The sequence below is a fragment of the Actinomycetota bacterium genome (genome assembly GCA_005888325.1).
Taxonomy (GTDB): domain Bacteria; phylum Actinomycetota; class Acidimicrobiia; order Acidimicrobiales; family AC-14; genus AC-14.
In genome coordinates this window covers 69,632-91,276 of the sequence record VAWU01000013.1, presented here as the reverse complement: position 1 = coordinate 91,276, position 21,645 = coordinate 69,632, and the positions used below count along the sequence as shown (strand labels likewise).

23 protein-coding genes are annotated in these 21,645 nt (G+C 71.8%); 5 read left to right on the top strand and 18 right to left on the bottom strand.

The features are described 5' to 3' along the window. The 5 genes from cobA to E6G06_02585 all read right to left on the bottom strand — a co-directional run bounded on the left by cobA (position 1) and on the right by E6G06_02585 (position 4,987). Positions 1-1,464 carry a uroporphyrinogen-III C-methyltransferase gene (gene cobA / locus E6G06_02605; protein TML93388.1) on the bottom strand — a complete coding sequence of 488 codons (1,464 nt, stop codon included), beginning with the start codon at positions 1,462-1,464 and terminating at the stop codon, positions 1-3. Beyond that, a complete protein-coding gene (hemC, locus tag E6G06_02600; GenBank protein TML93387.1) occupies positions 1,461-2,360 on the bottom strand; it encodes a hydroxymethylbilane synthase in 900 nt (299 codons plus the stop codon). The genes cobA and hemC overlap by 4 nt, the downstream gene beginning before the upstream one ends. A 2-nt stretch (positions 2,361-2,362) precedes the next feature. Continuing rightward, a complete protein-coding gene (locus E6G06_02595; protein ID TML93386.1) occupies positions 2,363-3,820 on the bottom strand; it encodes a glutamyl-tRNA reductase in 1,458 nt (485 codons plus the stop codon). Beyond that, the gene (locus tag E6G06_02590; protein TML93385.1) at positions 3,598-4,239 is read right to left on the bottom strand and encodes a bifunctional precorrin-2 dehydrogenase/sirohydrochlorin ferrochelatase; all 642 of its coding nucleotides are present in this window, start codon (positions 4,237-4,239) and stop codon (positions 3,598-3,600) included. The genes E6G06_02595 and E6G06_02590 overlap by 223 nt, the downstream gene beginning before the upstream one ends. A gap of 64 nt (positions 4,240-4,303) precedes the next feature. Next, positions 4,304-4,987 (bottom strand): redox-sensing transcriptional repressor Rex, encoded by a 684-nt coding sequence (locus E6G06_02585; protein ID TML93455.1) that lies wholly within the window; start codon positions 4,985-4,987, stop codon positions 4,304-4,306. A gap of 192 nt (positions 4,988-5,179) precedes the next feature. On the opposite strand from E6G06_02585, the gene E6G06_02580 reads away from it, so the two are divergent. Continuing rightward, positions 5,180-5,950: a hypothetical protein gene (locus E6G06_02580; protein TML93384.1), complete on the top strand. Its 771-nt coding sequence runs from the start codon at positions 5,180-5,182 to the stop codon at positions 5,948-5,950. Here E6G06_02580 and E6G06_02575 read toward each other — a convergent pair. Then, the gene (locus tag E6G06_02575) at positions 5,871-7,547 is read right to left on the bottom strand and encodes a long-chain fatty acid--CoA ligase (protein TML93383.1); all 1,677 of its coding nucleotides are present in this window, start codon (positions 7,545-7,547) and stop codon (positions 5,871-5,873) included. The two genes, E6G06_02580 and E6G06_02575, sit on opposite strands and share 80 nt — an antisense overlap. A gap of 15 nt (positions 7,548-7,562) precedes the next feature. Here E6G06_02575 and E6G06_02570 point away from each other — a divergent pair, with 15 nt between their 5' ends. After that, entirely contained in the window at positions 7,563-8,213 is a 651-nt protein-coding gene (locus tag E6G06_02570) for a CAP domain-containing protein (GenBank protein ID TML93382.1), read from the top strand. A gap of 16 nt (positions 8,214-8,229) precedes the next feature. On the opposite strand, the gene E6G06_02565 is transcribed toward E6G06_02570, so the two are convergent. After that, positions 8,230-11,304 carry a hypothetical protein gene (locus E6G06_02565; protein TML93381.1) on the bottom strand — a complete coding sequence of 1,025 codons (3,075 nt, stop codon included), beginning with the start codon at positions 11,302-11,304 and terminating at the stop codon, positions 8,230-8,232. Between E6G06_02565 and E6G06_02560 the strand changes: the two genes are divergently transcribed. From E6G06_02560 to E6G06_02550, 3 genes are read left to right on the top strand one after another with little or no spacing between them, the layout of a single operon-like run. Continuing rightward, a complete protein-coding gene (locus E6G06_02560) occupies positions 11,090-12,295 on the top strand; it encodes an ABC transporter ATP-binding protein (GenBank protein TML93380.1) in 1,206 nt (401 codons plus the stop codon). The genes E6G06_02565 and E6G06_02560 overlap by 215 nt on opposite strands. 17 nt (positions 12,296-12,312) lie before the next feature. Further along, positions 12,313-13,101 (top strand): hypothetical protein, encoded by a 789-nt coding sequence (locus tag E6G06_02555; protein TML93454.1) that lies wholly within the window; start codon positions 12,313-12,315, stop codon positions 13,099-13,101. Between the two features lie 21 nt (positions 13,102-13,122). Further along, the gene (locus E6G06_02550; GenBank protein ID TML93379.1) at positions 13,123-13,500 is read left to right on the top strand and encodes a response regulator; all 378 of its coding nucleotides are present in this window, start codon (positions 13,123-13,125) and stop codon (positions 13,498-13,500) included. Between the two features lie 156 nt (positions 13,501-13,656). Here E6G06_02550 and E6G06_02545 read toward each other — a convergent pair whose 3' ends face one another. From E6G06_02545 to sodX, 11 genes are all read right to left on the bottom strand, one after another. Next, positions 13,657-14,466, bottom strand: coding sequence for an SAM-dependent chlorinase/fluorinase (locus E6G06_02545; GenBank protein TML93378.1), 810 nt, complete (start codon positions 14,464-14,466; stop codon positions 13,657-13,659). Positions 14,467-14,503: 37 nt separating this feature from the next. Beyond that, a complete protein-coding gene (locus E6G06_02540; protein TML93377.1) occupies positions 14,504-14,668 on the bottom strand; it encodes a helix-turn-helix domain-containing protein in 165 nt (54 codons plus the stop codon). Positions 14,669-14,760: 92 nt separating this feature from the next. Further along, positions 14,761-15,555: a pyrroline-5-carboxylate reductase gene (proC, locus tag E6G06_02535; protein TML93376.1), complete on the bottom strand. Its 795-nt coding sequence runs from the start codon at positions 15,553-15,555 to the stop codon at positions 14,761-14,763. 9 nt (positions 15,556-15,564) lie between these two features. Next, positions 15,565-16,698 carry a hypothetical protein gene (locus E6G06_02530; protein TML93375.1) on the bottom strand — a complete coding sequence of 378 codons (1,134 nt, stop codon included), beginning with the start codon at positions 16,696-16,698 and terminating at the stop codon, positions 15,565-15,567. Positions 16,699-16,989: 291 nt separating this feature from the next. Next, positions 16,990-17,514: a YbjN domain-containing protein gene (locus E6G06_02525; GenBank protein TML93374.1), complete on the bottom strand. Its 525-nt coding sequence runs from the start codon at positions 17,512-17,514 to the stop codon at positions 16,990-16,992. Beyond that, positions 17,439-18,587, bottom strand: coding sequence for a glycosyltransferase (locus tag E6G06_02520; protein ID TML93453.1), 1,149 nt, complete (start codon positions 18,585-18,587; stop codon positions 17,439-17,441). Before E6G06_02520 ends, E6G06_02525 begins: the two co-directional genes overlap by 76 nt. 86 nt (positions 18,588-18,673) lie before the next feature. Beyond that, positions 18,674-19,057 carry a helix-turn-helix transcriptional regulator gene (locus tag E6G06_02515; protein ID TML93452.1) on the bottom strand — a complete coding sequence of 128 codons (384 nt, stop codon included), beginning with the start codon at positions 19,055-19,057 and terminating at the stop codon, positions 18,674-18,676. 104 nt (positions 19,058-19,161) lie between these two features. After that, positions 19,162-19,536 (bottom strand): response regulator, encoded by a 375-nt coding sequence (locus E6G06_02510; protein TML93373.1) that lies wholly within the window; start codon positions 19,534-19,536, stop codon positions 19,162-19,164. After that, positions 19,533-20,075 carry a hypothetical protein gene (locus E6G06_02505; GenBank protein TML93372.1) on the bottom strand — a complete coding sequence of 181 codons (543 nt, stop codon included), beginning with the start codon at positions 20,073-20,075 and terminating at the stop codon, positions 19,533-19,535. The genes E6G06_02510 and E6G06_02505 overlap by 4 nt, the downstream gene beginning before the upstream one ends. 45 nt (positions 20,076-20,120) lie before the next feature. Further along, entirely contained in the window at positions 20,121-21,278 is a 1,158-nt protein-coding gene (locus E6G06_02500; GenBank protein ID TML93371.1) for an acyl-CoA dehydrogenase, read from the bottom strand. Continuing rightward, positions 21,275-21,595: a nickel-type superoxide dismutase maturation protease gene (gene sodX, locus E6G06_02495; protein ID TML93370.1), complete on the bottom strand. Its 321-nt coding sequence runs from the start codon at positions 21,593-21,595 to the stop codon at positions 21,275-21,277. The genes E6G06_02500 and sodX overlap by 4 nt, the downstream gene beginning before the upstream one ends. Between the last annotated feature and the right edge of the window lie 50 nt (positions 21,596-21,645).

Here is a 21,645-nt window from a genome sequence, read left to right as displayed (position 1 = left end):
CTACGGGTCCGGCAGCTGTTGCCCAAGGTGAGCCACGAGGGCATCGACGAGGCCGTCGACGGTGTGCTCGACCGCCTCGATGTCGACGTGCAAGCCCCGGCGGCGTGCAGTGTCGGCGGTGACCGGCCCGATGCACGCGACCACGCCCGGCACCGCGTCGAACCCCACCGCCTCGAGGTAGTTGGTGACGGTCGACGACGAGGTGAACGTGACGACGTCGGCGGAACGCGCCGTCTCGCGCATCGCGTCGCTCACCGGAGGGCGCTCGGTGCGGTAGGCCTCGACCACCTCGACCGTCCACCCCTTGGCCCGGAGCCCGTCGGGCAGCAGGTCGCGCGCGACCGCGGCGCGCGGGAGGAGCACGCGTCCGGTGCCGGGAGGAAACGCCTCGACCATCGACTCGGCGACGAAGCGCGCCGGCAACAGGTCGGCGACGACGCCCCACTGCCGGAGCGCAGCGTCGGTGCCCGGCCCGATCGCCGCGACCCGTGCCGTGCCGAACGCCCGCGCGTCCCGCAGCTCTCGACAGAGCCGCTCGGCTCCGTTCGCCGACGTGAACACGACCCAGTCGTACTCGTGCACCCGGGCGGCGGTGGCGCGCAGGGCGGCGCCGTCGTCCGACGGGTCGACGACGCGGATCACGGGCAGCTCGAGCGTGTCGGCGCCGGCCATGCGGAGGCGCGCCGTCAGCGCAGACGCCTGGTCACGCGCGCGCGTCACGACGACGCGCCGGCCGAACAGCGGGCGGGCCTCGAACCAACGCAGGTCGAGCCCGGCCACCGCGCCGATCACGATGGTCGAGGGTGGTTCGAGCGCGGCCGCACCCAACCCCCGCAGGGTGGTGCGCACGGTGCGCTGCTCGGGCCGCGTCCCCCAGCGCACGGCCGCGACCGGAGTGTCCGCCGCCAGCCCGCCTTCCATCAGGCGCGCCGCGATCGCACCGCGCGTGGCCACACCCATGAGGACGACGATCGTGCCGCCGACGCGCGCGACCGCGTCCCAGTCGGTGTCCTTGGCCGCCCACGGGTCCTCGTGCCCGGTGACCACGGTGAACGACGTGGACAGGCCGCGGTGGGTCACCGGTACGCCCGCGAACGCCGGTACTGCGACCGCCGACGTGATGCCCGGAACCACCTCGAACGGGACACCGGCCGCCAGCAGCGCGGCCGCCTCTTCACCGCCACGCGCGAACACGAACGGGTCGCCGCCCTTGAGCCGCACCACCTCCTCGCCGGCGCGCCCGCGTTCGACGAGCAGCGCGTTGATCTCGTGCTGCGGCATGGTCGCCTTGCCCCGCGCCTTGCCCACGCTGATGCGCTCGGCCCTCTCGGGCGCGAGGTCCAACAACGAGCTCACCGACAGCCGGTCGTAGACGACGATGTCGGCGCGCGACAGCACCTCGGCGCCGCGCACGGTGACCAGACCCGGATCGCCCGGCCCCGCACCGACCAGGTAGACGGTCACGGGCCCGGAGCTTCGAGCGCGAGGTCGGACAACAGAGCCGCGCCACCCGCGCCGTCGAGCAGCTCGCGCGCGACACGCGATCCCAGCTCGGACGGGTCGTCGCCGCGGCCCCGGGTACGCAGGAGCACCCGGCCGTCGAGCGTGCCGAGCATGGCGGTCAACGTGATCGTCCCGTCGTCGGCAACGGTCGCGTGCGCACCGACGGGGAGGTCGCAACCGCTCCCGATCTCGCGCAGCCAGGCGCGCTCGGCGTCGACCGCGACCCGCGAGGCCCGATGCTCGATCGGATCGAGCAGCTCGCGCGTGCGCGTGTCGTCGACCCGGCACTCCACCGCCAGGGCGCCCTGCCCCACCTGAGGGACGACCACGCTGGGGTCGAGCAGCTCGGCGATGACCTCGGAGCGGCCCAACCGTTGGAGCGCGACCGCAGCCACGACCGCGGCGTCGAACTCGGCGGCCTTGCGCAGGCGGGTCTCGATGTTCCCCCGCAGGCCCGCGAACGTGAGGTCCGGACGGTGGTGCGCGAGCTGGGCCCGTCGGCGCACCGAGCCGGTGGCGACCCGTCCACCGACCGGCAGGCCCTCGAGCGTGGCACCCACGAGAGCGTCCCGCGGATCTCCGCGCCCGGGCACGGCGGCGATCACCAGCCCGTCGGTGGGGGACGACGGCAGATCCTTCGCGGAGTGCACCGCGATGTCGGCCCGACCGTCGAGGACCGCGGCCTGCACCTCCGTGACGAAGACGCCCTGTCCACCCATGGCCCAGATCGCGACGTCGACATTGCGGTCGCCGGTGGTCTCGACGACGACCGCCTCGACGTCGACGCCGAGCTCGGTCGCCACCAGCTCGGTCTGGAGACGGGCGAGTGGGCTGCCGCGCGTCGCGGCTCGGAGCATCGTCAGAGATCGAACAGCTCGGTCAGCGCGTCCGCGAGCCGCTCGCCGCGAGCCGAGCCGGCTGCGTCCTTCAGTCGCACGGTCGGGTCGTGCAACAGCTTGGCGAGGATGCCGCGCGTGAGGGCCTCGATCGCCTCGCGCTGGCTGGGGTCGAGGTCGTGGAGCTTCGAGCGGTAGTGCTCGAGCTCGGCGAGACGCAGCGCCTCCGCCCTCTCGCGCAGCGCGATGACGGTCGGCACCGCGCGGCGGGCGGTGACGTGCTCGGCGTGGCGCGCCACCTCCTCGGCAACGATGGCCCGGACCTGCGGGATCTCGCGTCGACGTTCGCCGAGGCCGGCCTCCGCGAACGTGCGCAGGTCGTTGAGGTCGAGCAGGGTCACCCCGGGCAGCTCACCTGCCGACGGGTCGATGTCGCGGGGCATCGCAACGTCGACGATCAGCAGGGGGCGACCCGAGCGGGCCACCATCACCGGAGCGAGGTCGGCCTGCTCGACGACGACGGCCGGCGCGCCCGTCGAGGTGAGCAGCACGTCGACCTCCAGGAGGGCATCGGCCAGGCCCCCGAGCTCCACCGCTCGCCCGCCGACGCGCGACGCCAACGCGAGCGCCCTGTCCCACGTGCGGTTGGCCACGAGGACGTCGGCGGCTCCCGCCCCCGACAGGGCGACGGCCATGCTCTCGCCCATCTCGCCGGCGCCGAGGACGAGCACCCGGGCCCCGGACAGCGAACCGAGGCGCGCATTGGCCATCGCCACCGCGGCCTGGGCGACCGACGTGGTGCCGCGCGCGATCGCGGTCTCCGAGCGGGCCCGCTTGCCGGTGACGAGCGCGTGCCGGAACAGCGCGTCGAGCCGCGCGCCGGTCGCGCCCTCGGCGCGCGCCTGCTCCCACGCGTCACGCACCTGGCCGAGCACCTCGCTCTCACCCAGCACCACCGAGTCGAGGCCGGCCGCGACCGCGAACAGGTGCGCCGCCGCCGCGTCGTCGAAATACGTGTAGAGGCGGTCGCTGAACTCCTCGGGCGGCGCGAACGCCAGCTCCGAGAGGAAGTGGCGGATGTCCTGCACCGCGCCGTGGAAGCGCTCGGCCACCACGTACACCTCGGTGCGATGGCACGTGGAGAGCACGACGACCTCGGCGACGTGCTCGCGCCCGCGCAGATCATGGAGCGCCTTGGGTAGGCGTCCCTCGGGCACAGCCATGCGCTCGAGCAGGTCGAGCGACACGGTGCGGTGGTTCAGTCCGACGACGACGACAGACACGCCTGCAGGCGCTCCCTTGCCTTGACCAACTGACCCTCGCGGATCATGTCCAGCATCCCCGAGTCGAGGGCACTCCGCCAGTCGGCCGCCGCCGGGGACCGGCCTGCCGCTCGCAGAGCATCGCGCTCGGTCGCCAGCAGCTCGAGGAGCGTCTCGTACTCGGGCCCGAGCTCGGCTTCGAGGCGGGCCCGCAACCACGACGACAGCGCGGGGCTGCGCCCGCTCGTCGACACCGTGACCAGCAACGCGCCCCGGCGCAGGACAGACGGAAGCGTGAACGAGCAGTTCTCGGGGTCGTCGGCGCCGTTGACCCACACGCCGGCGCGCTCGCCGTCGGTGAACACGGCCCGGTTGACCTCGGGCGAATCGGTGGCGGCGATGACGAGCCGGTACGAGCCCGCCTCGCCGCGACGATAGGGCCGCACCTCGAACGAGGCGGGCGGCGCGAGGGCCCGGACGTCATCGCCGACCCCGGGCGCGACCACGTGCACGCGGGCGCCGCACGCCAGCAGGCCCTCGACCTTGCGGGCGGCCACCGTCCCCCCGCCGACCACGAGGCACGGTCGGTCCTCGACGATCAGGTTCACCGGGTACTGCGGCCGGGTGATGCCACTCATGAGTCGGACATCGACGGGCGGACGACACGCCTGAACGCCCGGGCGGCCGGGCTCCGCCGCGCGTTCACACGACGCCCGCGGCCTCTGCAGGATCGGGCAACGTGGGCAGCCCGGCGCGGCGCTGTTGGTAGAACGAGAGGATCTGCAGCTCGATCGAGAGGTCGACCTTGCGGAGCGAGACACCTCTCGGCACCGAGATCACCGACGGGGCGAAGTTGAGGATGGACGTGACGCCGGCGGCGACGAGGCGGTCGGCGACATCCTGCGCTGCGCTCGCAGGAGTCGCCACGATGCCGATGGCCACTCCCTCCGCGGCCGCGATCGCGGGCAGGTCGTCGAGGTGCCGCACGGCGATGCCACCCACCTGCTCGCCCACCTTCCCCTTGTCCGCGTCGACCAGCGCGACCACCCGGAAGCCGCGTGCGGAGAAGCCCTTGTAGTTGGCGAGCGCGTGGCCGAGGTTGCCGATGCCGACGATCACGACCGGCCAGTCCTGGGTGAGGCCGAGCTCGCGGCTGATCTGGAACAGCAGGTACTCCACGTCGTAGCCGACGCCACGCGTGCCGTAGGACCCGAGGTAGGAGAGGTCCTTGCGGACCTTCGCCGCGTTGACGCCGGCCATCTCGGCCAGCCGCTCGGACGAGATCGTCACCGTGTTGGTCTCGGCCACCTCGACCAGGCTGCGCAGGTAGACGGGCAGCCGGGCCACGGTCGCTTCGGGGATGCGCCGGGAGCGGCGCGAGACGATTCCGTCGCCACTCGCGTCGACCGCACTTCCGGCCCCGCTCGGCTCGGTCGTTGGCCGGTCCGGCACGGGTTGGATCCTAAGCGCCTCGTGCGTCGCTTCACAAAGCCACGAGCGCGGTCCTGCTTGTGGCCTCCGGGGCCGGCCGGTCCCGCCGCCTCCCCCGAGATCGGCTCCGACCTCTACGCTTCGATCGTGACGATGCAGTCCGCGCTCGCGGCGGGCGCCGCTCTGGTTGCCCTGGGCTTCGCCATGGCCACGTTCGAGCGCTGGCTGGCCGGGCGCAGGCGCCACGAGCTGGCGTGGAGCGTCTCGCTCCTGTTGTTCAGCCTCGGCGCGGGCTGTCTCCTCGCGGGCGCGGCCAACGGCTGGAACGAGTGGTCGTTCCGGCTGTTCTTTCTCTTCGGCGCCATCCTCAACGTTCCCTTCCTCGCCCTCGGCACGGTGTACCTGCTCGGCGGTCAGCGGCGGGGCGACGTCTGCGCGGTCGGGGTGAGCCTGGCCGGGGCGTTCGCGGCCGGCGTGCTGGTGGTGGCGCCGCTGCGCGCGCCCGTGCCGGTCCACCAGCTCCCCCAGGGCCAGGACGTGTTCGGCGTGCTGCCACGCGTGCTCGCTGCCGTCGCGTCGGGGGGCGGGGCGATGGTGGTCATCGGCGGCGCGGCCTGGAGCGCGTGGCGGTTCCGGAGGGGGCCGATGCTCGTCGCCAACCTGTTGATCGCGGCCGGCACGCTCGTGCTCAGCGCGGGCGGGCTACTCAACTCCGTGCTCGATGAGATGGAGGCCTTCGCCGTCACGCTCGTGGCCGGGATCACCGTCCTCTTCCTCGGCTTCCTCGTCGCCACGGGACGGCGCCCACCGCCCGAGCCGTACCGACCGACGACACCTGCTACTGCCGTGCGCCCGTCCGCAACGCCCGCCGCAGCACCTTCCCGACGAGTCCCTGAGGCAGCGACTCGACGAACGTGACCTTGGTCGGGCACTTGTAACGCGCCAGACGCTCGGCCGTGAACTCGATCACCTCGTCCTCCTCGAGGTGGCGGCCGGGCTCGGCGACCACGAACGCGGTCACGGTCTCACCCGAGTGCGGGTGTTCGACGCCGACGACGGCCGCGGCGGCGATGCCGGGATGCTCGAGCAGCGCCTCCTCCACCTCGGTGGGGAAGACGTTGAAGCCCGAGACGATGATGAGGTCTTTGGCTCGGTCGACGATGAAGAGGTAGCCGTCGTCGTCGACCACGGCGATGTCGCCCGTGCGCAACCAGCCGTCAGACGTGAGCGCCGCCGCAGTTGCCTCTTCGTCGTGCCAGTAGCCGGGGAAGACGTTGGGGCCCCGCACCCAGATCTCCCCGGAGTCGCCCTCGAGCGCGTCCTCGCCCTCGAAGTCGACCAGCCGGACCTCGACGCCGGCCAGCGGCACGCCGATCGAGCCCTTGCGCGGCTCGCCGCCCACGAGTGACGTGGTCACGATCGGGGCTGCCTCGGTGAGGCCGTAGCCCTCCCACACCGGAATGCCGAACCGGGCCTCGAAGGCTTCCGAGACGGAGACGGGCAGCGGCGCGCCCCCGGAGACCGCCATGCGCACGGTGCGGAACGCGTCGGCATCGATGCCCCGAGCCGTGCTCCAGGCCTCGAACATCGGAGGCGCGCCCGCGACGACGGTGACGCCATGGGCGCGGATGGTCTCGACGCAGCTGAGGGGATCGAACCGCTCGACGAGCGCGACCGCGCCTCCGCCGTGCAGCGCAAGGCCGAGCACGACGTTGAGCCCGAAGATGTGGAACAGCGGGAGGACGCCGAGCACGACGTCGTCGGGTCGGTCGGCGAGCCCGGGGTGACGCATGACCTGGTCGAGGTTTGCGAGCAGGTTCCCGTGCGTCAGGACGGCGGCCTTGGGCGTGCCGGCCGTCCCCGCGGTGAAGAGCAGGGCGGCGATGTCGTCGGGCGCGCGATCGACGGCGTCCGGTGACGCGCCTTCGCCCGGCACGTCGAAGTAGTCCTGCAGGGTCAGGGCGCCGTCGATGCGGGTGCCCTCGGGCGCGAGCACGTGCTCGAGCCCGGCCGCGGCCCGGTCGACGCCGGCGAACGCCTCGCGGCCACTCGGCCCCACCACCGCGACCCGCGCGCCCGTGGCCGCGAGCTGCCGCTGGATCTCGGCCGTCGTGCTCGCGGGGTTGAGGGGCACGACCGCGGCACCCGCCCCCAGCGCCGCCAGGTACGACACCACGTAGAACCAGTTGTTGGGGGCCAGGAGCGCCACCCGGTCGTCGGGCTCCACCCCCAGGCGGACGAGCCCGGCCCGCAGCTCGCCCGTCTGGCGGCGGAGCTCGCCGTAGGTGGTCGTGTGGCTCCGGTCGAAGAGGGCGACGGCGTCGTCGGGGTGCGGGTCGATGATCGTGGCCAGGTTCACGCCACGAGTGCAGCACACTCCCGGCACCGGACGCCCCTCCGACCACGTTCTGCGATTTCTAAGGCCGTCGGGACCTCCTGCCGATACGGAGAGTGACCGAAGAAGACCGGGGCGTGGTCGCCGGGCCAGGGGTCCCCCCCGGGCCGGGCGTGGCAAAGGGGCTGTCGAGAGATGTCGAAGCGCGTACGGGCGATGACGACGCTCGTCGCCACCGGGTTGGCGATGGTGATGGCGGTGCCGACGGCGCGCGCCGACACCGGCTCCGACGAGGCCCGCTTCCTGTCGCTCACGAACTCCCTGCGCTCCTCGAAGGGCCTCGCGCCGCTCGCCGTCGACGGCACCCTGGTCTCGGTGGCCCGCTCGTGGTCGGCGAAGATGGCGGCGGCAGGGACCATCTCGCACAACCCGTCGCTCTCCAGCCAGTTGCCGAGCGGCTGGAGAAAGGCGGGCGAGAACGTCGGCAAGGGGGGCAGCGTCGACGCCCTGCAGCAGGCGTTCCAGAACAGCCCGGCCCACTACCAAAACCTGGTCGACCCCGCCTTCAACTACGTGGGCGTCGGCGTGGTCTACGGAGCGGGCGGCATGATTTACGTGACCGTCGACTTCATGCAACGCGGGACCGCGTCGGCACCGCGGCCGGCGCCCGCACCGAGGCCGTCGAACCGGCGGGCGCCCCTCCCGCGCGCCGCGCCGGCGCCGCTCGCCGCGCCCGCGCCTGCACCCGTCGCGGCCCCGGACCCACCGCCGCCACCCCCGCCCGAGCCGTCCGCTCACCTGCTCTTCCTGTTGGACCGGCTGCGCGCGCTCGACCGCAAGCCCTAGCCGGGCCGCGCGCGGTCTACGTCGAGCTGCTGGTGTAGTAGCCCACGGCGTCGAGGATCACGTGGGTGGTACCGGAGTAGTTGTACACCCGCACGTTCCCGTTGGCGCCGACCTTCACCATCGCCAGGTTGGGAACGGTCTGGCCGGCCACGAAGTTGAGGTTCGACACGAACGGTTTCGTCGTCAGGTCGGGATAGAGCGTGAGGTAGCCGACGGCGCTGGGCTGGTCGACGGTGACGTTGAGCACGACACCGGACACCTCGCTCACCGGGGGCACGCCGCCGACACCGGTCACGGCCACCGCGATCGAAGTGTTGTTGCCGATCGGCTGGGTGCCCGGATTGAAGCTCGAATCGCGGCTGTCGAAGATGCGTGTCGGCGGGAGCGCGTGGAACCGCTTGCCCGTCGCCGGACCCGCTCCCGCCACACCGAACCACCCCACCACGTCGAGGATCACGTGCGTGTGGCCGAGGTGGTTGTACACCGTCACCTTCCCGTCGGCACCCACCTCGACGACCGCGAGGTTGGGCACGGTCTGGCCGGCGGTGAAGTTGAGGTTCGACGTGGACCCTCTCGTCGCGTCGCTGGCATAGAGCGTCAGGAAGCCGCTGGCGCTGGGCTGGTCGGCGGTGACGTTGAGCACGACGGCCGAGACCTGGCCCACGGGCGGGACAGGACCCTGGCCGGCGACCGGCACGTTGATCGTGCCGAACTGAGGCACCGGCTGCATCGTCGGGTTGAAGGCCGGGTCGCGCGTGTCGTAGATGCGCGCCGGCTGCACCGGATTGAAGCGGGCGCCCGGGACGGCGGTGGACCCGTCGGAGAACCAGCCCACGACGTCGGCGATCACATGGGTGAAGCCGAAGTGGTTGTACACGTTGACCTTGCCGTCGATCCCGAGCTTCACCACCGTGAGGTTCGCCACCGTCTTGCCCGCGGTGAAGTTGAGGTTCGAGACGGTGCCCTTGGTGAGACCCGTCGGTGAGAGCGTGACGTAACCGCTCGCCGTCGGCTCGGTGACCGTGACGTTCATCACCACGGCGAGGATGCCCTTCGCCGGCACGGTGCCCTCGCCGGCCACCTGCACCTGGAACGCGCTGTCGTTGCCGACCGGTGTGCGGAAGTGACCGAAGCTCGCGTCGCGCGTGTCGAGGATGCGTACGGGGTCCATCGGAACATAGGTGCCCTGGCGCGGCGCGGTGGTGAGCGCAGCGTTGACCGCGGCTCCCGCGTCGAGGATGCCCGCGCCGTAGGTCGTGTCGTAGCCAGCAGTTCCGAGGTCGTGGGCGGTGCGTTCGAGGATCTCGCCCGCCTCCGACGGCGACAGCAACGGGTTCTCCGCCAGCACGAGCGCCGCCGCGGCCGCGACCGTGGGTGAGGAGAAGCTGGTGCCCGCATTTGTCGTCGTGCCGCCCCCGGTCGCGAGGACGGGGATGTTGTTGCCGGCCGTGTCACCCGTGCCGCCGGGGGCGACCAGGTCGACGAAGTCGCCGGTCTCCGAGTAGGGCGCGTGCACGCCGTCGCGGCCGGTGGCGCCGATGCCGAGGACACCGGTCTCCGCGGCCGGGTAGAACACCGGGTTGCCACTGGAGAAGGAGTTGCCCGCCGCCGCCACCACCAACGCGCCGCTCGTCTGGACGCGCTCGATCGCGTCGGCGAACGGCGCGGAGTTGCAATCGCCGCCGAGGCTCAGGTTGACGACGTCGGCGCCGTGGGCGATGGCCCGGTCGAGCCCGAGGATGATGTCGGAGTCGAAGAACAGCCCGTTCCCGACCTTGATCGGCATCACCTGGGTGTCCCAGCCCAGCGACGCCAGACCGCTTGCGTTGTTGGTGACCCCGGCGATCAGACCCGAGACCGCGGTCCCGTGCCCCTGTGAGTCGGTCACGTCGGTGGTGCCGCTGACTACGTTCCACGGGTCGACCAGCTTGCCGGTCAGCTCCGGGTGCGCCGTGTCGGCACCCGTGTCGAGCACCGCCACCTTGATCGAGGACGAGCCGTGCGTGCCCGTCCAGGCGGCTTCCGCGTTCACACCGTTCGACCCCGCGAACGTGCCGAAGTTCCATTGAAACGCGAAGCCCGGGTCGTTCGGCGTGTCGGCCGGCGCGCGCACATAGTCGGGCGCGATCGTCGCCCGCTGCCCGACCGTGGCCAGCGCGCGGGCGGCCTTGCCGCGATCACCGCCGAACGTCAAGATCGAGCCGCCGCGCGCCTTCACGTCGCGGAGGCCCGCTCTGCGCAGCGCGGCGCCGGCCTTGCCCGCGTCGACGTCCGCGACGTAGTAGCGGGACGTGCCGTCGCTCGACGACGCCGTCGGGCACGGCCCGTCGACCATCCAGCCCCCACTATCGGGGAAGTCGTCGGGCGCGAGGGACGGCGAATCGCTGATCTCCCCGTACCACGTGAGCGACGAGGGGTCACTCAGTGCTGCGTTCGAGAAGACCATGTCGACGCGGGTGGAGTTGGGCCGGCTGATGACTGCGCTGGCCACCGGCACGAACTGGCAGCTCGGCGTCAGGGCGCCCACGACCGCCACTAGGTGGCCGCCGTCCCAGAACCCGAAGACATCGCGGTCGAGCCCGAAGCAGTTATTGGAGAGGTCGCCGTCGACGTCGGCGAAGTAATCGAACGTGTAGAGCGCGCTGTCGGCCCACGGGGCCGCCGTGGTGACCGAGAACGTCCAGTTCGGCGCACCGCAGTCGAAGGCGAGCTGGTAGGACACGGCGTCGAGCTGGCCGCCGGGCACGTCGCCCGCGGGGTCGCTGATCGGGCTCGCGCCCACGCACACTGCGGACGGGCTGCGGCTGGGCCCGGATTGTGGGCCGGGAAGGGAGCGGGCATACCTCCGCGCCGCGGCCTTGGCCGTCTCGTGGTCGATGTGCACGCTCTGCCGCCGTGCGGCCGGGCTCGTCGGGGTGGTCGGGCCGCCCGACGCAGCCGCGGCCGGCCGGCCGGCGAGCACGCCACCTTGGAGGGCCCCCACCAGGAGCGCGCCGGCCAGGGCGGCATTGCGGACTCTGCTCATGGGCACCTCGATCCGGGGAAGTCCACAAATGTACCGACATGGGATGAGTGGAGGAAGAAAGTCCATTCGCCCCCTTCGAGCGGGGCCTCGGTCGCGACGGGGCACACTGGTGGGGATGGCGCACGCGGCGATCGAGACCAGCGGGCTGACGCGCTCGTTCGCGAGCCGGCCGGCCGTCGACCAGCTGACGTTCGAGGTCGCCCCGGGTGAGGTCGTGGCGCTGCTCGGTCCCAACGGCGCGGGCAAGACGACCACCGTGCGATTGCTCAACGGCGTCCTGCGGCCCGACGCCGGCACGAGCCGCGTGCTCGGCCTCGATCCCGTCGCCGACGGCGACGCGGTGCGACGACGTACCGGTGTGCTGACCGAGACGGCGGGCCTCGACGACCGCCTCACGCTCCTCGAGAACGTCGTGATCCCCGCCCGAATCCGCGGGATGTCGCGCGTCGACGCCGAGCGGCAAGCGCGGCTCATGCTGGAACGCTTCGACATGGCCGGCCGCGCCGGCGAGAAGGCGCAGGGTCTCTCGACCGGGCAACGCAAGCGCGTGGCGTTGGCGCGCGCCCTCTTGCACGAGCCCGATGTGCTGTTCCTCGACGAGCCCACCTCCGGGCTCGACCCCGAGGCGACGCGCGACGTCGTGAGCCTGATCGCGACGCTCGCCCGCGAGCAGGGCCGCACGGTGCTCCTCTGCACCCACTTCCTCGCCGAGGCCGGCCGGCTGTGCCAGCGCATGGCCGTGCTGCAGCGGGGGCGGCTTCAGGCGTACGGACGGCCCGAGGATCTCGCGGCCCAGCTGTGGTCCGGGCTCAACGTCGACCTCGACCTCGGCGGCCCCGCGGACGACCGCACCCTCGCCATCCTGCGCGGCGCGCGCGGTGTCATCCGCGCGGACACGTCGCCCGCGGGCGCGGCGGTCTGCGTCGAGGGTCGTGCCGCACTACCGAGCCTGGTCGCCAGCCTCGTGAGCCGCGAGGTGCCCGTCTACGGCGCGGTGCCGCGCCCGCCGACGGTCGAGGAGATCTACTTCGCGCTGCAGGACGGAGAGAGGTCGTGAGGCGGCGGTGGCCGGCGATGCAGGCCGTCGTCGTCAAGGACCTGACCGCGATACGCAGGTCGAAGGGCGTCCTCATCCCCATGATCTTGGTGCCGGGCCTGCTCCTCGTGCTCCTCCCGTTCCTCATCGGGCTGGCGGCGCGCAGCCACGCTGCGCCCAACGTCGACGGGATCCTCCGCTCGGTGCCCAAGGGCGTGGCGCGGCCGATTCTCGACCTCCCCGAGTCTCAGCGCCTCGTCGTGCTCGTGAACGGCTATCTGCTCGCGCCGCTGTTCCTGATCGTGCCGTTGATGGTGGCGAGCGTCCTCGCCGCGGACGCCTTCGCGGGCGAGAAGGAGCGCAGCACGCTCGAGAGCCTCCTCCACCTGCCGATCCCCGAGCGCGACCTCTTCTACGCGAAGGTGCTCGGGGCCTTCCTGCCCGCGGTGCTCGTGTCGTGGGTCGGGTTCGTGCTCTTCGCCGTCGTCGTCAACACGACCGCGTGGCCGGTGATGCATCGCATCTTCATCCCCACCCGGCTGTGGCTCGTGATGATCCTATGGGTCGCCCCCGCGGTCGCCGCGCTCGGCCTCGGTGTGATGGTGCGCGTCTCCGCCCGGGCCAAGAGCACCCAGGAGGCGAACCAGCTCGGTGGTGCGGTGATCCTTCCCCTGATCTTCCTCGCCGTCGGCCAGAGCACGGGCCTGCTGCTCGTCACCCTGCCCCTTGCCATCGGCGCAGGCGCGCTGGTGTGGCTCGTCGCGCTCGTGCTGGCCACCGGTGGCGCTCGTCGCTTCACCCGTGACCGCATGGCTGCGGCCATCTGACCCGGCCGGTACCCTCGCCGAATGCCGCCTCCGATCCGTGTGATGGTCGTCGACGACACGCGCCGGGTGCGCAACATGCTGACGTCGATGCTCGCCCTCGACGGCTTCGAGGTGGCGGGATCGTCGGGCAGCGGGCAGGAGGCGATCGCGATGATCGAGACGGTCGATCCCGACGTGGTGGTCATCGACTACAAGATGCCGGGAATGGACGGGCTCGAGACCGCCCGCCGGGTGCGCGAGTCGCGTCCCGCACAGATCATGATCATGTACTCCGCGTTCATCGACCCTCAGCTGCAGGACGCGGCAGAAGCGGCCGGCATCGCGGTGTGCCTCGCCAAGCTCGAAGGCCTGGCTTCGCTCGAGCACGAGATCAGCCGCCTCTGCACGATGCTTCTTTGAGGCAGTGCTGCTCGAGGCAGTGCTGCTTCGAGGCAGCTCCTCGGGTGTTGGGCCGGTCAGCGGCCGGCCACGACGAACTGCACGATGGCCGCCACGAAGATGCCCAGCAGCAGCAACCCCAACGTGATCGTCGTCCCTGGTCTCATGTGACCATCCTCATCTCGCGGCTTCAAGTGTGACGGCGTCGCCCGGGTGCAGTCGCAGCTCGTCGGCGGCCGATCGCCGATCGAGTGCGAGCGCGAGCAGACCGTACGAGTCGACCACGAGCCCGACCTGACCCGCGTCGAGCTCGGCGAACGCCGCGGCGCGCACGGCCGTGCGCACCTGCTCGCCAGCGTGCAACGTGACGACGTCGCCCATCGCCGCGACCTCGTCGGGGTCGACGTTCAGCTGCGCGTTGCCGAAGCGGTCGACCCAGAGCACCTCACCCACGACGGTGGCGTCCTCGTGTCGCGTGAGCGGGAGGAGGCCCGGCTGCAAGGTGTTGGGGTCGATGAGCTCACCGAGGGCAGTGATGTCGACTCCGTTGCAGAGGTGGGCCGCCGCGGGGGCGAACACGTCGCGGCCCGCAAAGGTGGGACCGGGGGACGGCAGGTGGTAGTCGTCGTTGGTGAGCGATACCGCCCGACCCGCGCCACCCGCCATGCCGACGGCCGGTGCCAGGAGCCCGTTGTCGGGACCGACGAACACCGACGCCGGATCGTGGCCGGCCTCGACCGCAACCGCGCGGCGGGCGGTGCCCACACCCGGGTCGACGACGGCGAGCACCACGCCCGACGGCAGGTACTGGACGCTGCGGGCGAGCGCGAGGCCACCGGCGCGCGTGTCGTGGGGCGGGATGTCGTGGGTGATGTCGATCACGACGGCGTGGGGGGCGATGGTGCGGATGACCGCCTTGACCACACCGACGAACTCGTCGGCCAGGCCGTAATCGGAGAGGAAGGAGACAGTGTCGAGCCGCGGCATCGCGCGGCGACGCTACCCGTCGATCCCGCGAGTTGGGTCAGCCCGCCTGCGTGTAGCGACTGGCGAGGTAGCGGTCGACGTCGTCCTCGCGTACCCGGAAGGACTTCCCGACGCGCACCGCGGCGAGGTCACCGGCCTTGATCAACCGGTACACCGTCATGCTCGACACCCGCAGGAGCTCGGCCACCTCGGCCACCGTCATGAAACGAGCCCGTGCGTCTGATTGGGACAGTGGAATCACCCCTCTCCGCCTGTGAGGACTGTACGCCACTGTGGCGAATGTGAAAAGTGGAGTCAGTCCGCCCCGAGCTGGCGTGACCGCTCGGTCGCGGCCTGGACCGCCTCGATGAACGCACTGCGCACGCCGCGCGCCTCGAGCGTGCGCAGGCCGGCTGCGGTGGTGCCGCCGGGCGAGGTGACGGCCGCCCGCAGGGCCTCGGGACCGTCGTTCGACTCGGCCAGCAACCGCGCCGCGCCGAGGAGCGTCTGGGTCGTGAGGGCCTCGCTCACGGGACGCGGCAGCCCCGCGAGCACGCCCGCCTCGATGAGCGCCTCGGCCACGAGGAACACGTATGCAGGCCCGGAGCCCGACAGGCCGGTGACCGCATCGAGCAGCGGCTCCGCGACCCGGTGCACCGTGCCGACCGACGACAGGACCATCTCGGCCCAGGCGAGGTCGTCGTCGGTGACGGATGCGCCGCCCGCGATGGCCGCCGCGCCCGCGCCCACCAGGGCAGGCGTGTTGGGCATCGCCCGCACGACGGGGACGCCGCCGCCCAACCATCCCTCGAGCCGCGCGAGGGGCACGCCGGCGGCGATGGACAGCACCCGCGCCGCACCGGCTGCGCCGATGGACCTGCATGCGCCCTCGACGTCACCCGGCTTGACCGCGACCACCGCGCCGTCGGCCCGGATGCCGTCGGCGCGCACCTGCACGCCGCGGTGCGCCTTTTCCAGCTCGTCACGGCGCGCCGCGACGACCTCGACCACGCACAGCTCGTCGGGCCCGGCCCACCGCGCCGCGAGCAACCCGGTCACGAGCGCTTCGCCCATCCTGCCGCCGCCGTAGACGGCCAGCCGCACGCTCATGCCCGAAGGTTAGGGCAGGTACCTCAAGGGGTTCTGCGGCGTGCCGTCGATGCGCGTCTCGAAGTGGAGGTGCGGACCGGTCGAGTGGCCGGTGGTGCCCACGTAGCCGATCACCTGTCCCTGGCTCACCGCGCCACCCGAGACGGCGATACGGCTCTGGTGGGCGTAGAGCGTGCTGAGACCACCGGAGTGCGTGATCACCACGACGTTGCCGTAGCCGCTCATCGTGCCGGCGAACGTGACCGTTCCCGCCTTGGCCGCGTGGATGGGCGTGCCGGTGCCGGCGCCGATGTCGATGCCCTGGTGCATGCGGCCCCAACGCATCCCGAACCCCGAGTTGATCGGCCCGCGCACGGGCCAGATGAGACCCGCGCCCGAGACCTTGTCGCTCCCGCCGACCGACGCGCCCGATTGCTGGGCTGCGAGCCGCGCGTCGTCCGCTCGGATCCGGGCGCTGAGGTCTCCCTCAAGCGCGGCGACGTCGTTCGCCTCTTGCGTGTAATCGCGGATGCGCGCGTCGAGCTTGGCCCGTACCCGGCGCTGCTGGACCTGGGCGTCGGTGAGCTCGTTGAGTCGGGCCCGCGCCGCGCCGCGACGCTCCTGCGCGAGTTGGCGCGCCTGCGTCATCGTCTCGCGTTGGGTCGTCTCGTCCTGCTGGGCGGCGTGCAGCTGGTCGAGGACCTCTCGGTCGTTGCTGGCAACTCGACGCAGCATCGTCGCCCGCCGGCTCACCTCGCCGAGATCGCGCGAGTCGAGGACCTCGATGACGGTCTCGCCGGCGGGCCGCATGTACGCGCTGACCGCCCGCCGTGCCAGCTGTTCGCGAAGCTTGCTGATGCGGCCGGTTGTCGCCTCGAGCCGCGCCTCGGCCTGCGTGAGCGCGACGTCGGCCGCGCCCGCGGCCGACTCGGCGGCCTGGGTCGCCGCGCTCTGCGTATTCACTTGCGCGTCGAGCGCGGCGACGGCTTGCGCGAGCTGCCTGTCGGACGCCTTCGCCGCGTTGAGCTGCAAGGCCAGCTTCGCCCTGCGCCGCCGGACTTCGTCGCGCTTGGCCCGGTTCGACGACGCCGCTCCGGCTGCGGGTGCGACCAGCGCGAACACCAGCAGGCAGACGAGGGCGGAGAGGAGGGGTGTCTTTCTCATGACAGGCACGAGACCGTCCGCCGCACGGCCTGGGCGGGGCGGACGAGAAGGGTGGGAAGCTGGCGCGACCCTAATGATCGCCGGGCGCAGGCCGCAAGCGGAGGATGCTCGCGGCACGCGCGTCGAGCCGCAGCGCTCGTTCCAGATGCTGAAGGGCCCGAGGAACCTCACAACGCCCTCGCACTTCCCCGAGCGAACGCGCCGTTCCGCCCCTCGGGCCCGAGCCGTCATGCTAGCGCGGCGCTCCCGGAACGCGCCAGTGAAACTGCATGAGAGACCATGGAACGGCGGTCAGCCCCGGAAGCGCGCCCCGAAGCCGAGCCGCATGGCCGGCCGGAACCACTGCTCGACGTAGGCGTAAGCCGAGCCCACGACCCGGTCGAGCTCCGCCTCGTCGATGGCGGCGAGCGGCAGCTGTCCCGTGAGGTACACCGCATCCTCGGGCCCGATGCTGAAGCGCATGGCGTAGAGCCTTTGGTTCCGCCGCAAGAGGAACTCGTACAGCGGAGTGGGCTCCTCCTCCGGCGCGGGCATGAAGTACACCTCGTACCCGAGCGTGTAGTCGCCGACCGTCAGCCAGACGGCGACGAAGTCACGCTCTTCACCCCGCAGGCGGACGTACCACCGGTCGACCTCGGGGTCGCGGTCGATCGCAGCCAGCACGGGGTTGTCGTGACGCTGCGCCTCGAGCCACCGCTCGACGACCGCGAGCGCAGCGGCGCGATCGTCGCGCGCACCGCCTAACGGCACTCGACCAGCGTGCGCGCCGCAAGGTCGGCATACAGACGCCTCAGGCGAGCGGCCGTGATCGACCACCGGTAACGCCCGGCACGCGCCGCCGCGTTGACGCCGAGCTCGTCGGCGAGACGCGGGTTGTCGATCACCTCGCGCACGTACGCCGCGAACCCGTCGGGGTCGGGGCCCTCGACGAGAAAGCCCGTGTGACCGTGGTCGACGAGCGTGCGCAGCCCACCGACGGCCGCGGCCACCACCGGGGTGCCGCACGCGGCCGCCTCGAGCGCGACGAGACCGAAGGACTCGGACCGGCTGGGCACGAGGCAGACGTCGGCGGCCCGGTAGTAGCTCGACAGCAGGTGATGGGGTTGCGGGTCGACGAAGCGCACACGCGACGCGAGCCCCAGCTCGGCGACGAGGTCGCGCACCCGTTCGAGCTCCGCCGCGCCGTCGGGCCCGCTGGGCCCTCCGACCACGAGCAGCATGGCGCGCTGCTCGTCGAGCGCGGCCAGCGCGCGCACCGCGACCGCGAGTCCCTTGAGGGGTTGGATGCGGCCGACGAAGAGCAGGACCGGGTGCTCGGAGGCACCCAGGCCCAGGGCCGCGCGTGCACCGCCACGGTTGCCCGGCGAGAAGAAGGCGTGGTCGACACCGGGTGGCACGATCTCGATGCGCTCCCGCACCGCGCCGTACAGACGCTCGAGCTGCGCCCGCTCCTCGGTGTTGGATGCCAGGATCACGTCGCTGCAGCCGATCACGTCGGACTCGGCGCGGGCCCGGCGGACGGGTTCGTGCTCGAAGTCCTCCGCCTTCACACGCGCGAGCGTGTGGAACGTCGACACGAGCGGAAGCTCCAGCTCGTGCTTCAGCGCGTGGCCCGCGACACCCGAGAGCCAGTAGTTGGCATGGATCAGCGCGGGCTCTTCGCTCGCACGGATCCGCTCGCGCACACCGGCGGTGAAGTCGTCGACGAGCGCCGGTAGGTCGTCCTTGTCGACCGTCTCGGTCGGGCCTGCGACCACGTGGTGGACGCGGAACCCTGGTTCGACCGCGACGACGGGGGCCAGACCGGGCTGCGCGGCGCGGGTGTAGACGTCGCACGACAGCCCGGCGCGGGCGAGCGCAGCCGAGAGCTCGCGCACGTAAACGTTCATGCCCCCGCCGTCGCCGGAGCCGGGTTGGGCGAGCGGTGACGTGTGGAACGACAGGATGGTCAGCGTGCGCACAGCGGGGCGCAACCCTACCCGTCGGCCCCGCTTACGGTTGCCGGCGCGGCATGGTTGGCACCGACGGAGTCGTCGTCGTTGTCGTGCTGGAACGACTGGTACACCTGGATCAGTGCCTGCTTCTGGGGCTCGGTGATGCTGGGGTCGCGGAGGATCTCGTTCACGAGGTCGTGCTCGCCGGTGCGCTCCTCGAGGATGCCCGCCCGCACGTAGAGGGTCTCGGCCGAGATGCGCAGCGCCTTGGCGATCTGCTGGAGGATCTCGGCCGAGGGCTTCCGCAGGCCGCGCTCGATCTGGCTCAGATAGGGGTTGCTGATGCCCGCCATGTCGGAGAGCTTGCGGAGCGAGAGCCGGGCCACCCGCCGCTGCTCGCGGATGAACTCGCCGAGGTCGTGCATGCGGGCCTCGAACTGGTCCTTGACGTCGGTCACAGGGCTAACTGTAGCTAGCGCGCCGGGTGCTCCCTGCGAACGGATCGTCGTAGGCGCGGGCCGCGTCGGCGTCAGCCCTGGACCAGGCGCTCCACGTGATCGAGCAGCTCGATCGACGAGAACGGCTTGCCGAGGAAGTCGTCGGCTCCCGCTTCGAGGCTGGCCGCCTCGATCGTGGCGTCGTCGCCCCGGGCGGTCAGCATCAGCACCTTGACCTCCGCGTGGTCGAGCTGCCGGCAGACCTCGATGCCGTCGAGGCCAGGCATGACGACGTCGAGCACGATGACCACCGGGCGGTTGCTCGCGACCGCCTCGAGGGCCTCGTGCCCCGACGCGGCCTCCACCACGTCGAAGTGGTCGACCTCGAGGACGTGGCGCACCACCCGACGGACCGTCTCGTCGTCGTCCACCACCAGGACGAGGCGGTCGCGTTGCACGCCAGTCACTTCAGCAGCGACTCCACACTGGCCTCACCCGTCTTGTACCGGCGCGTGAGCTCAGCTTGCAGTGCATCGATCCGGGTGAAGAGGGCCTGCCGCCGCTCGGACACCTGCCTCTCCAGGTCGGCCAGTTGATTGGTCAGCGCGAGGGCCTCGTCGTCGTCGAGCTGCTCGAGGGCGCCGAGGGTGTTGGCATCGACGATGGCGTCGAGCCGGGAGGTGAGCTGACGCGTCACCTCATCGTCACGCGGCGCCATGAGCGTCGGAAGCCGGCCCACCCCGGGCGCGTGTACGCGCTCGCCCAGGATCTCCGGCAGGTGCTCGACCAGGCTGTGGAGGTCGGGGGCGTCGCCACCCTCGCGGCGCCGCCGCAGATCGGCGGCGACGATGTCGAGCCGGCCCTGGGCCAGGCGACGGACGTAGGACAGACCCGTCTCGACGGCCTGGGACTCGGCGCGCATCGCCCGGATCTCCTCGATCGAGCGCGAGGCGAGGTCGCCCGTGTAGGCGTTGTCGAGGAGCCGGTCGAGCTCGGGGATGTCCATCGTCTCTCAGCCTATCGGCAGGGTCGGCCTGTCCCGTACACCTCGCTACACGCCCATGCCCTTGGCGATGTAGTCGAGCATCACCTCGTCGGCCCCCGCTCCGATGCGTGCCAGACGGCTGTCGCGCCAGGCCCGCTGCACCGGCATCTCCATCATGTAGCCCATCCCCCCGTGGAGCTGCAGGCACGTGTCGGCGACCTGGAAGTGGACACGGGTGGCCAGGAGCTTCGCCTCCGTGATGGCCCGCACCGGATACTCACCCAGCTGCACGCGCCAGGCCGTCTCGTACGTGAGCGCGCGGGCCGCGTCGATCATCGTCTGCATCTCGGCCAGCTTGTGCCGGGTCGACTGGAAGTCGGCGATGCGCTTCCCGAACGCCTCCCGGTGCTGCACGTAGTCGATCGTCGCTTCGAGCGTGTGCTGCGCGCCCGCACAGGCGCCGGCGGCGGCAGAGAGGCGCTCGCCCTGCAGCTCCCACATGATCTGGTTGAAGCCAGCACCCTCGTCGCCGAGGAGGTTGGCGACAGGCACGCGCATGTCGTCGAACGCGAGCTCGGCTGTGTCGCTCGACAGCATGCCGACCTTGTCGAGCCGGCGCGTCACGTGGAAGCCGGGCGTGTCGGCGTCGACGAGGAGCAACGAGATCCCTGCGTGGCGCTGGGTGGGGTCGGTCTTGGCGACCAACAGCAGGAAGTCGGCGCGGCAGCCGTTGGTGATGAAGGTCTTGCGTCCGTTGACGACGTACTCGTCGCCGTCGCGGATGGCCTTGGTGGCGATGCCGGCGACGTCGCTCCCGGCGCCAGGCTCGGTGATGCCCAGCGCGCCGATCCGGCGGCCCTCGATGGCGGGACGCAGCCAGCGGGCCTTCTGCTCGGGCGTGCCGAACCGCGCGATCGGCGGGGTGACGTACTCGCACTGCACGCTCACGGCCATGCTCACGCCGCCCGAGCCGCACCTCGCCATCTCCTCCGCGAGCACGAGCATGGTGAGGTAGTCGCCCCCGGAACCGCCGTCGGACTCGTCGAAGTGCAGGCCGAGGAAGCCGAGCTCGCCCATCCGCGCAAAGACGCTGTCGGGGAAGTCCTTCGCGTTTTCCCATTCGTCCGCGTGCGGGCGGAGCTCCTTCTCGACGAAGGCCCGGATCGAGCGGCGCAGCTCCTCGTGCTCGTCGGTGAAGAGCGGGTGTCGGGTGTCGCGTGTCACCGCGTGAGTCTCCCACGGCGATTCTCCGGCCAGTAGCGGTAGATGGCGCGCCCCCGCAGCTCGCGCCGGTCGACGGGACCGAAACACCGGCTGTCAGTGCTGGCGCCGGAGTTGTCGCCGAGCACGGTCACCGCGTCGCCCTCGACGCGGTCGACGCGCTTCACGATCGTGCGATCGCGCTCGCGCGGGTCGAGCAACGCGACCACGTCGCCGCGCCGCACCCGGCGCGTGCGCACGACGAGGAGCCGGTCGCCGGGGATGAGGGCGGGCGACATGCTCTCGCCCTCCACGACCACCCGAACGAGAAACGCCGGCACCGGGGGTAGTCTGCGCCAACGATGGCGTTCCCATCATGTCGCTGAACTTT

Bases quoted from the DNA above. Each gene is read 5' to 3' on its own strand.
- hemC (TML93387.1), bottom strand. From the start codon at position 2,360: ATGCTCCGAGCCGCGACGCGCGGCAGCCCACTCGCCCGTCTCCAGACC.
- E6G06_02590 (TML93385.1), bottom strand. From the start codon at position 4,239: ATGAGTGGCATCACCCGGCCGCAGTACCCGGTGAACCTGATCGTCGAG.
- E6G06_02570 (TML93382.1), top strand. From the start codon at position 7,563: ATGTCGAAGCGCGTACGGGCGATGACGACGCTCGTCGCCACCGGGTTG.
- E6G06_02560 (TML93380.1), top strand. From the start codon at position 11,090: ATGTGCACGCTCTGCCGCCGTGCGGCCGGGCTCGTCGGGGTGGTCGGG.
- E6G06_02565 (TML93381.1), bottom strand. From the start codon at position 11,304: ATGGACTTTCTTCCTCCACTCATCCCATGTCGGTACATTTGTGGACTT.
- E6G06_02555 (TML93454.1), top strand. From the start codon at position 12,313: ATGCAGGCCGTCGTCGTCAAGGACCTGACCGCGATACGCAGGTCGAAG.
- E6G06_02550 (TML93379.1), top strand. From the start codon at position 13,123: ATGCCGCCTCCGATCCGTGTGATGGTCGTCGACGACACGCGCCGGGTG.
- E6G06_02545 (TML93378.1), bottom strand. From the start codon at position 14,466: ATGCCGCGGCTCGACACTGTCTCCTTCCTCTCCGATTACGGCCTGGCC.
- E6G06_02540 (TML93377.1), bottom strand. From the start codon at position 14,668: ATGACGGTGGCCGAGGTGGCCGAGCTCCTGCGGGTGTCGAGCATGACG.
- proC (TML93376.1), bottom strand. From the start codon at position 15,555: ATGAGCGTGCGGCTGGCCGTCTACGGCGGCGGCAGGATGGGCGAAGCG.
- E6G06_02530 (TML93375.1), bottom strand. From the start codon at position 16,698: ATGAGAAAGACACCCCTCCTCTCCGCCCTCGTCTGCCTGCTGGTGTTC.
- E6G06_02520 (TML93453.1), bottom strand. From the start codon at position 18,587: ATGAACGTTTACGTGCGCGAGCTCTCGGCTGCGCTCGCCCGCGCCGGG.
- E6G06_02515 (TML93452.1), bottom strand. From the start codon at position 19,057: ATGCACGACCTCGGCGAGTTCATCCGCGAGCAGCGGCGGGTGGCCCGG.
- E6G06_02505 (TML93372.1), bottom strand. From the start codon at position 20,075: ATGGACATCCCCGAGCTCGACCGGCTCCTCGACAACGCCTACACGGGC.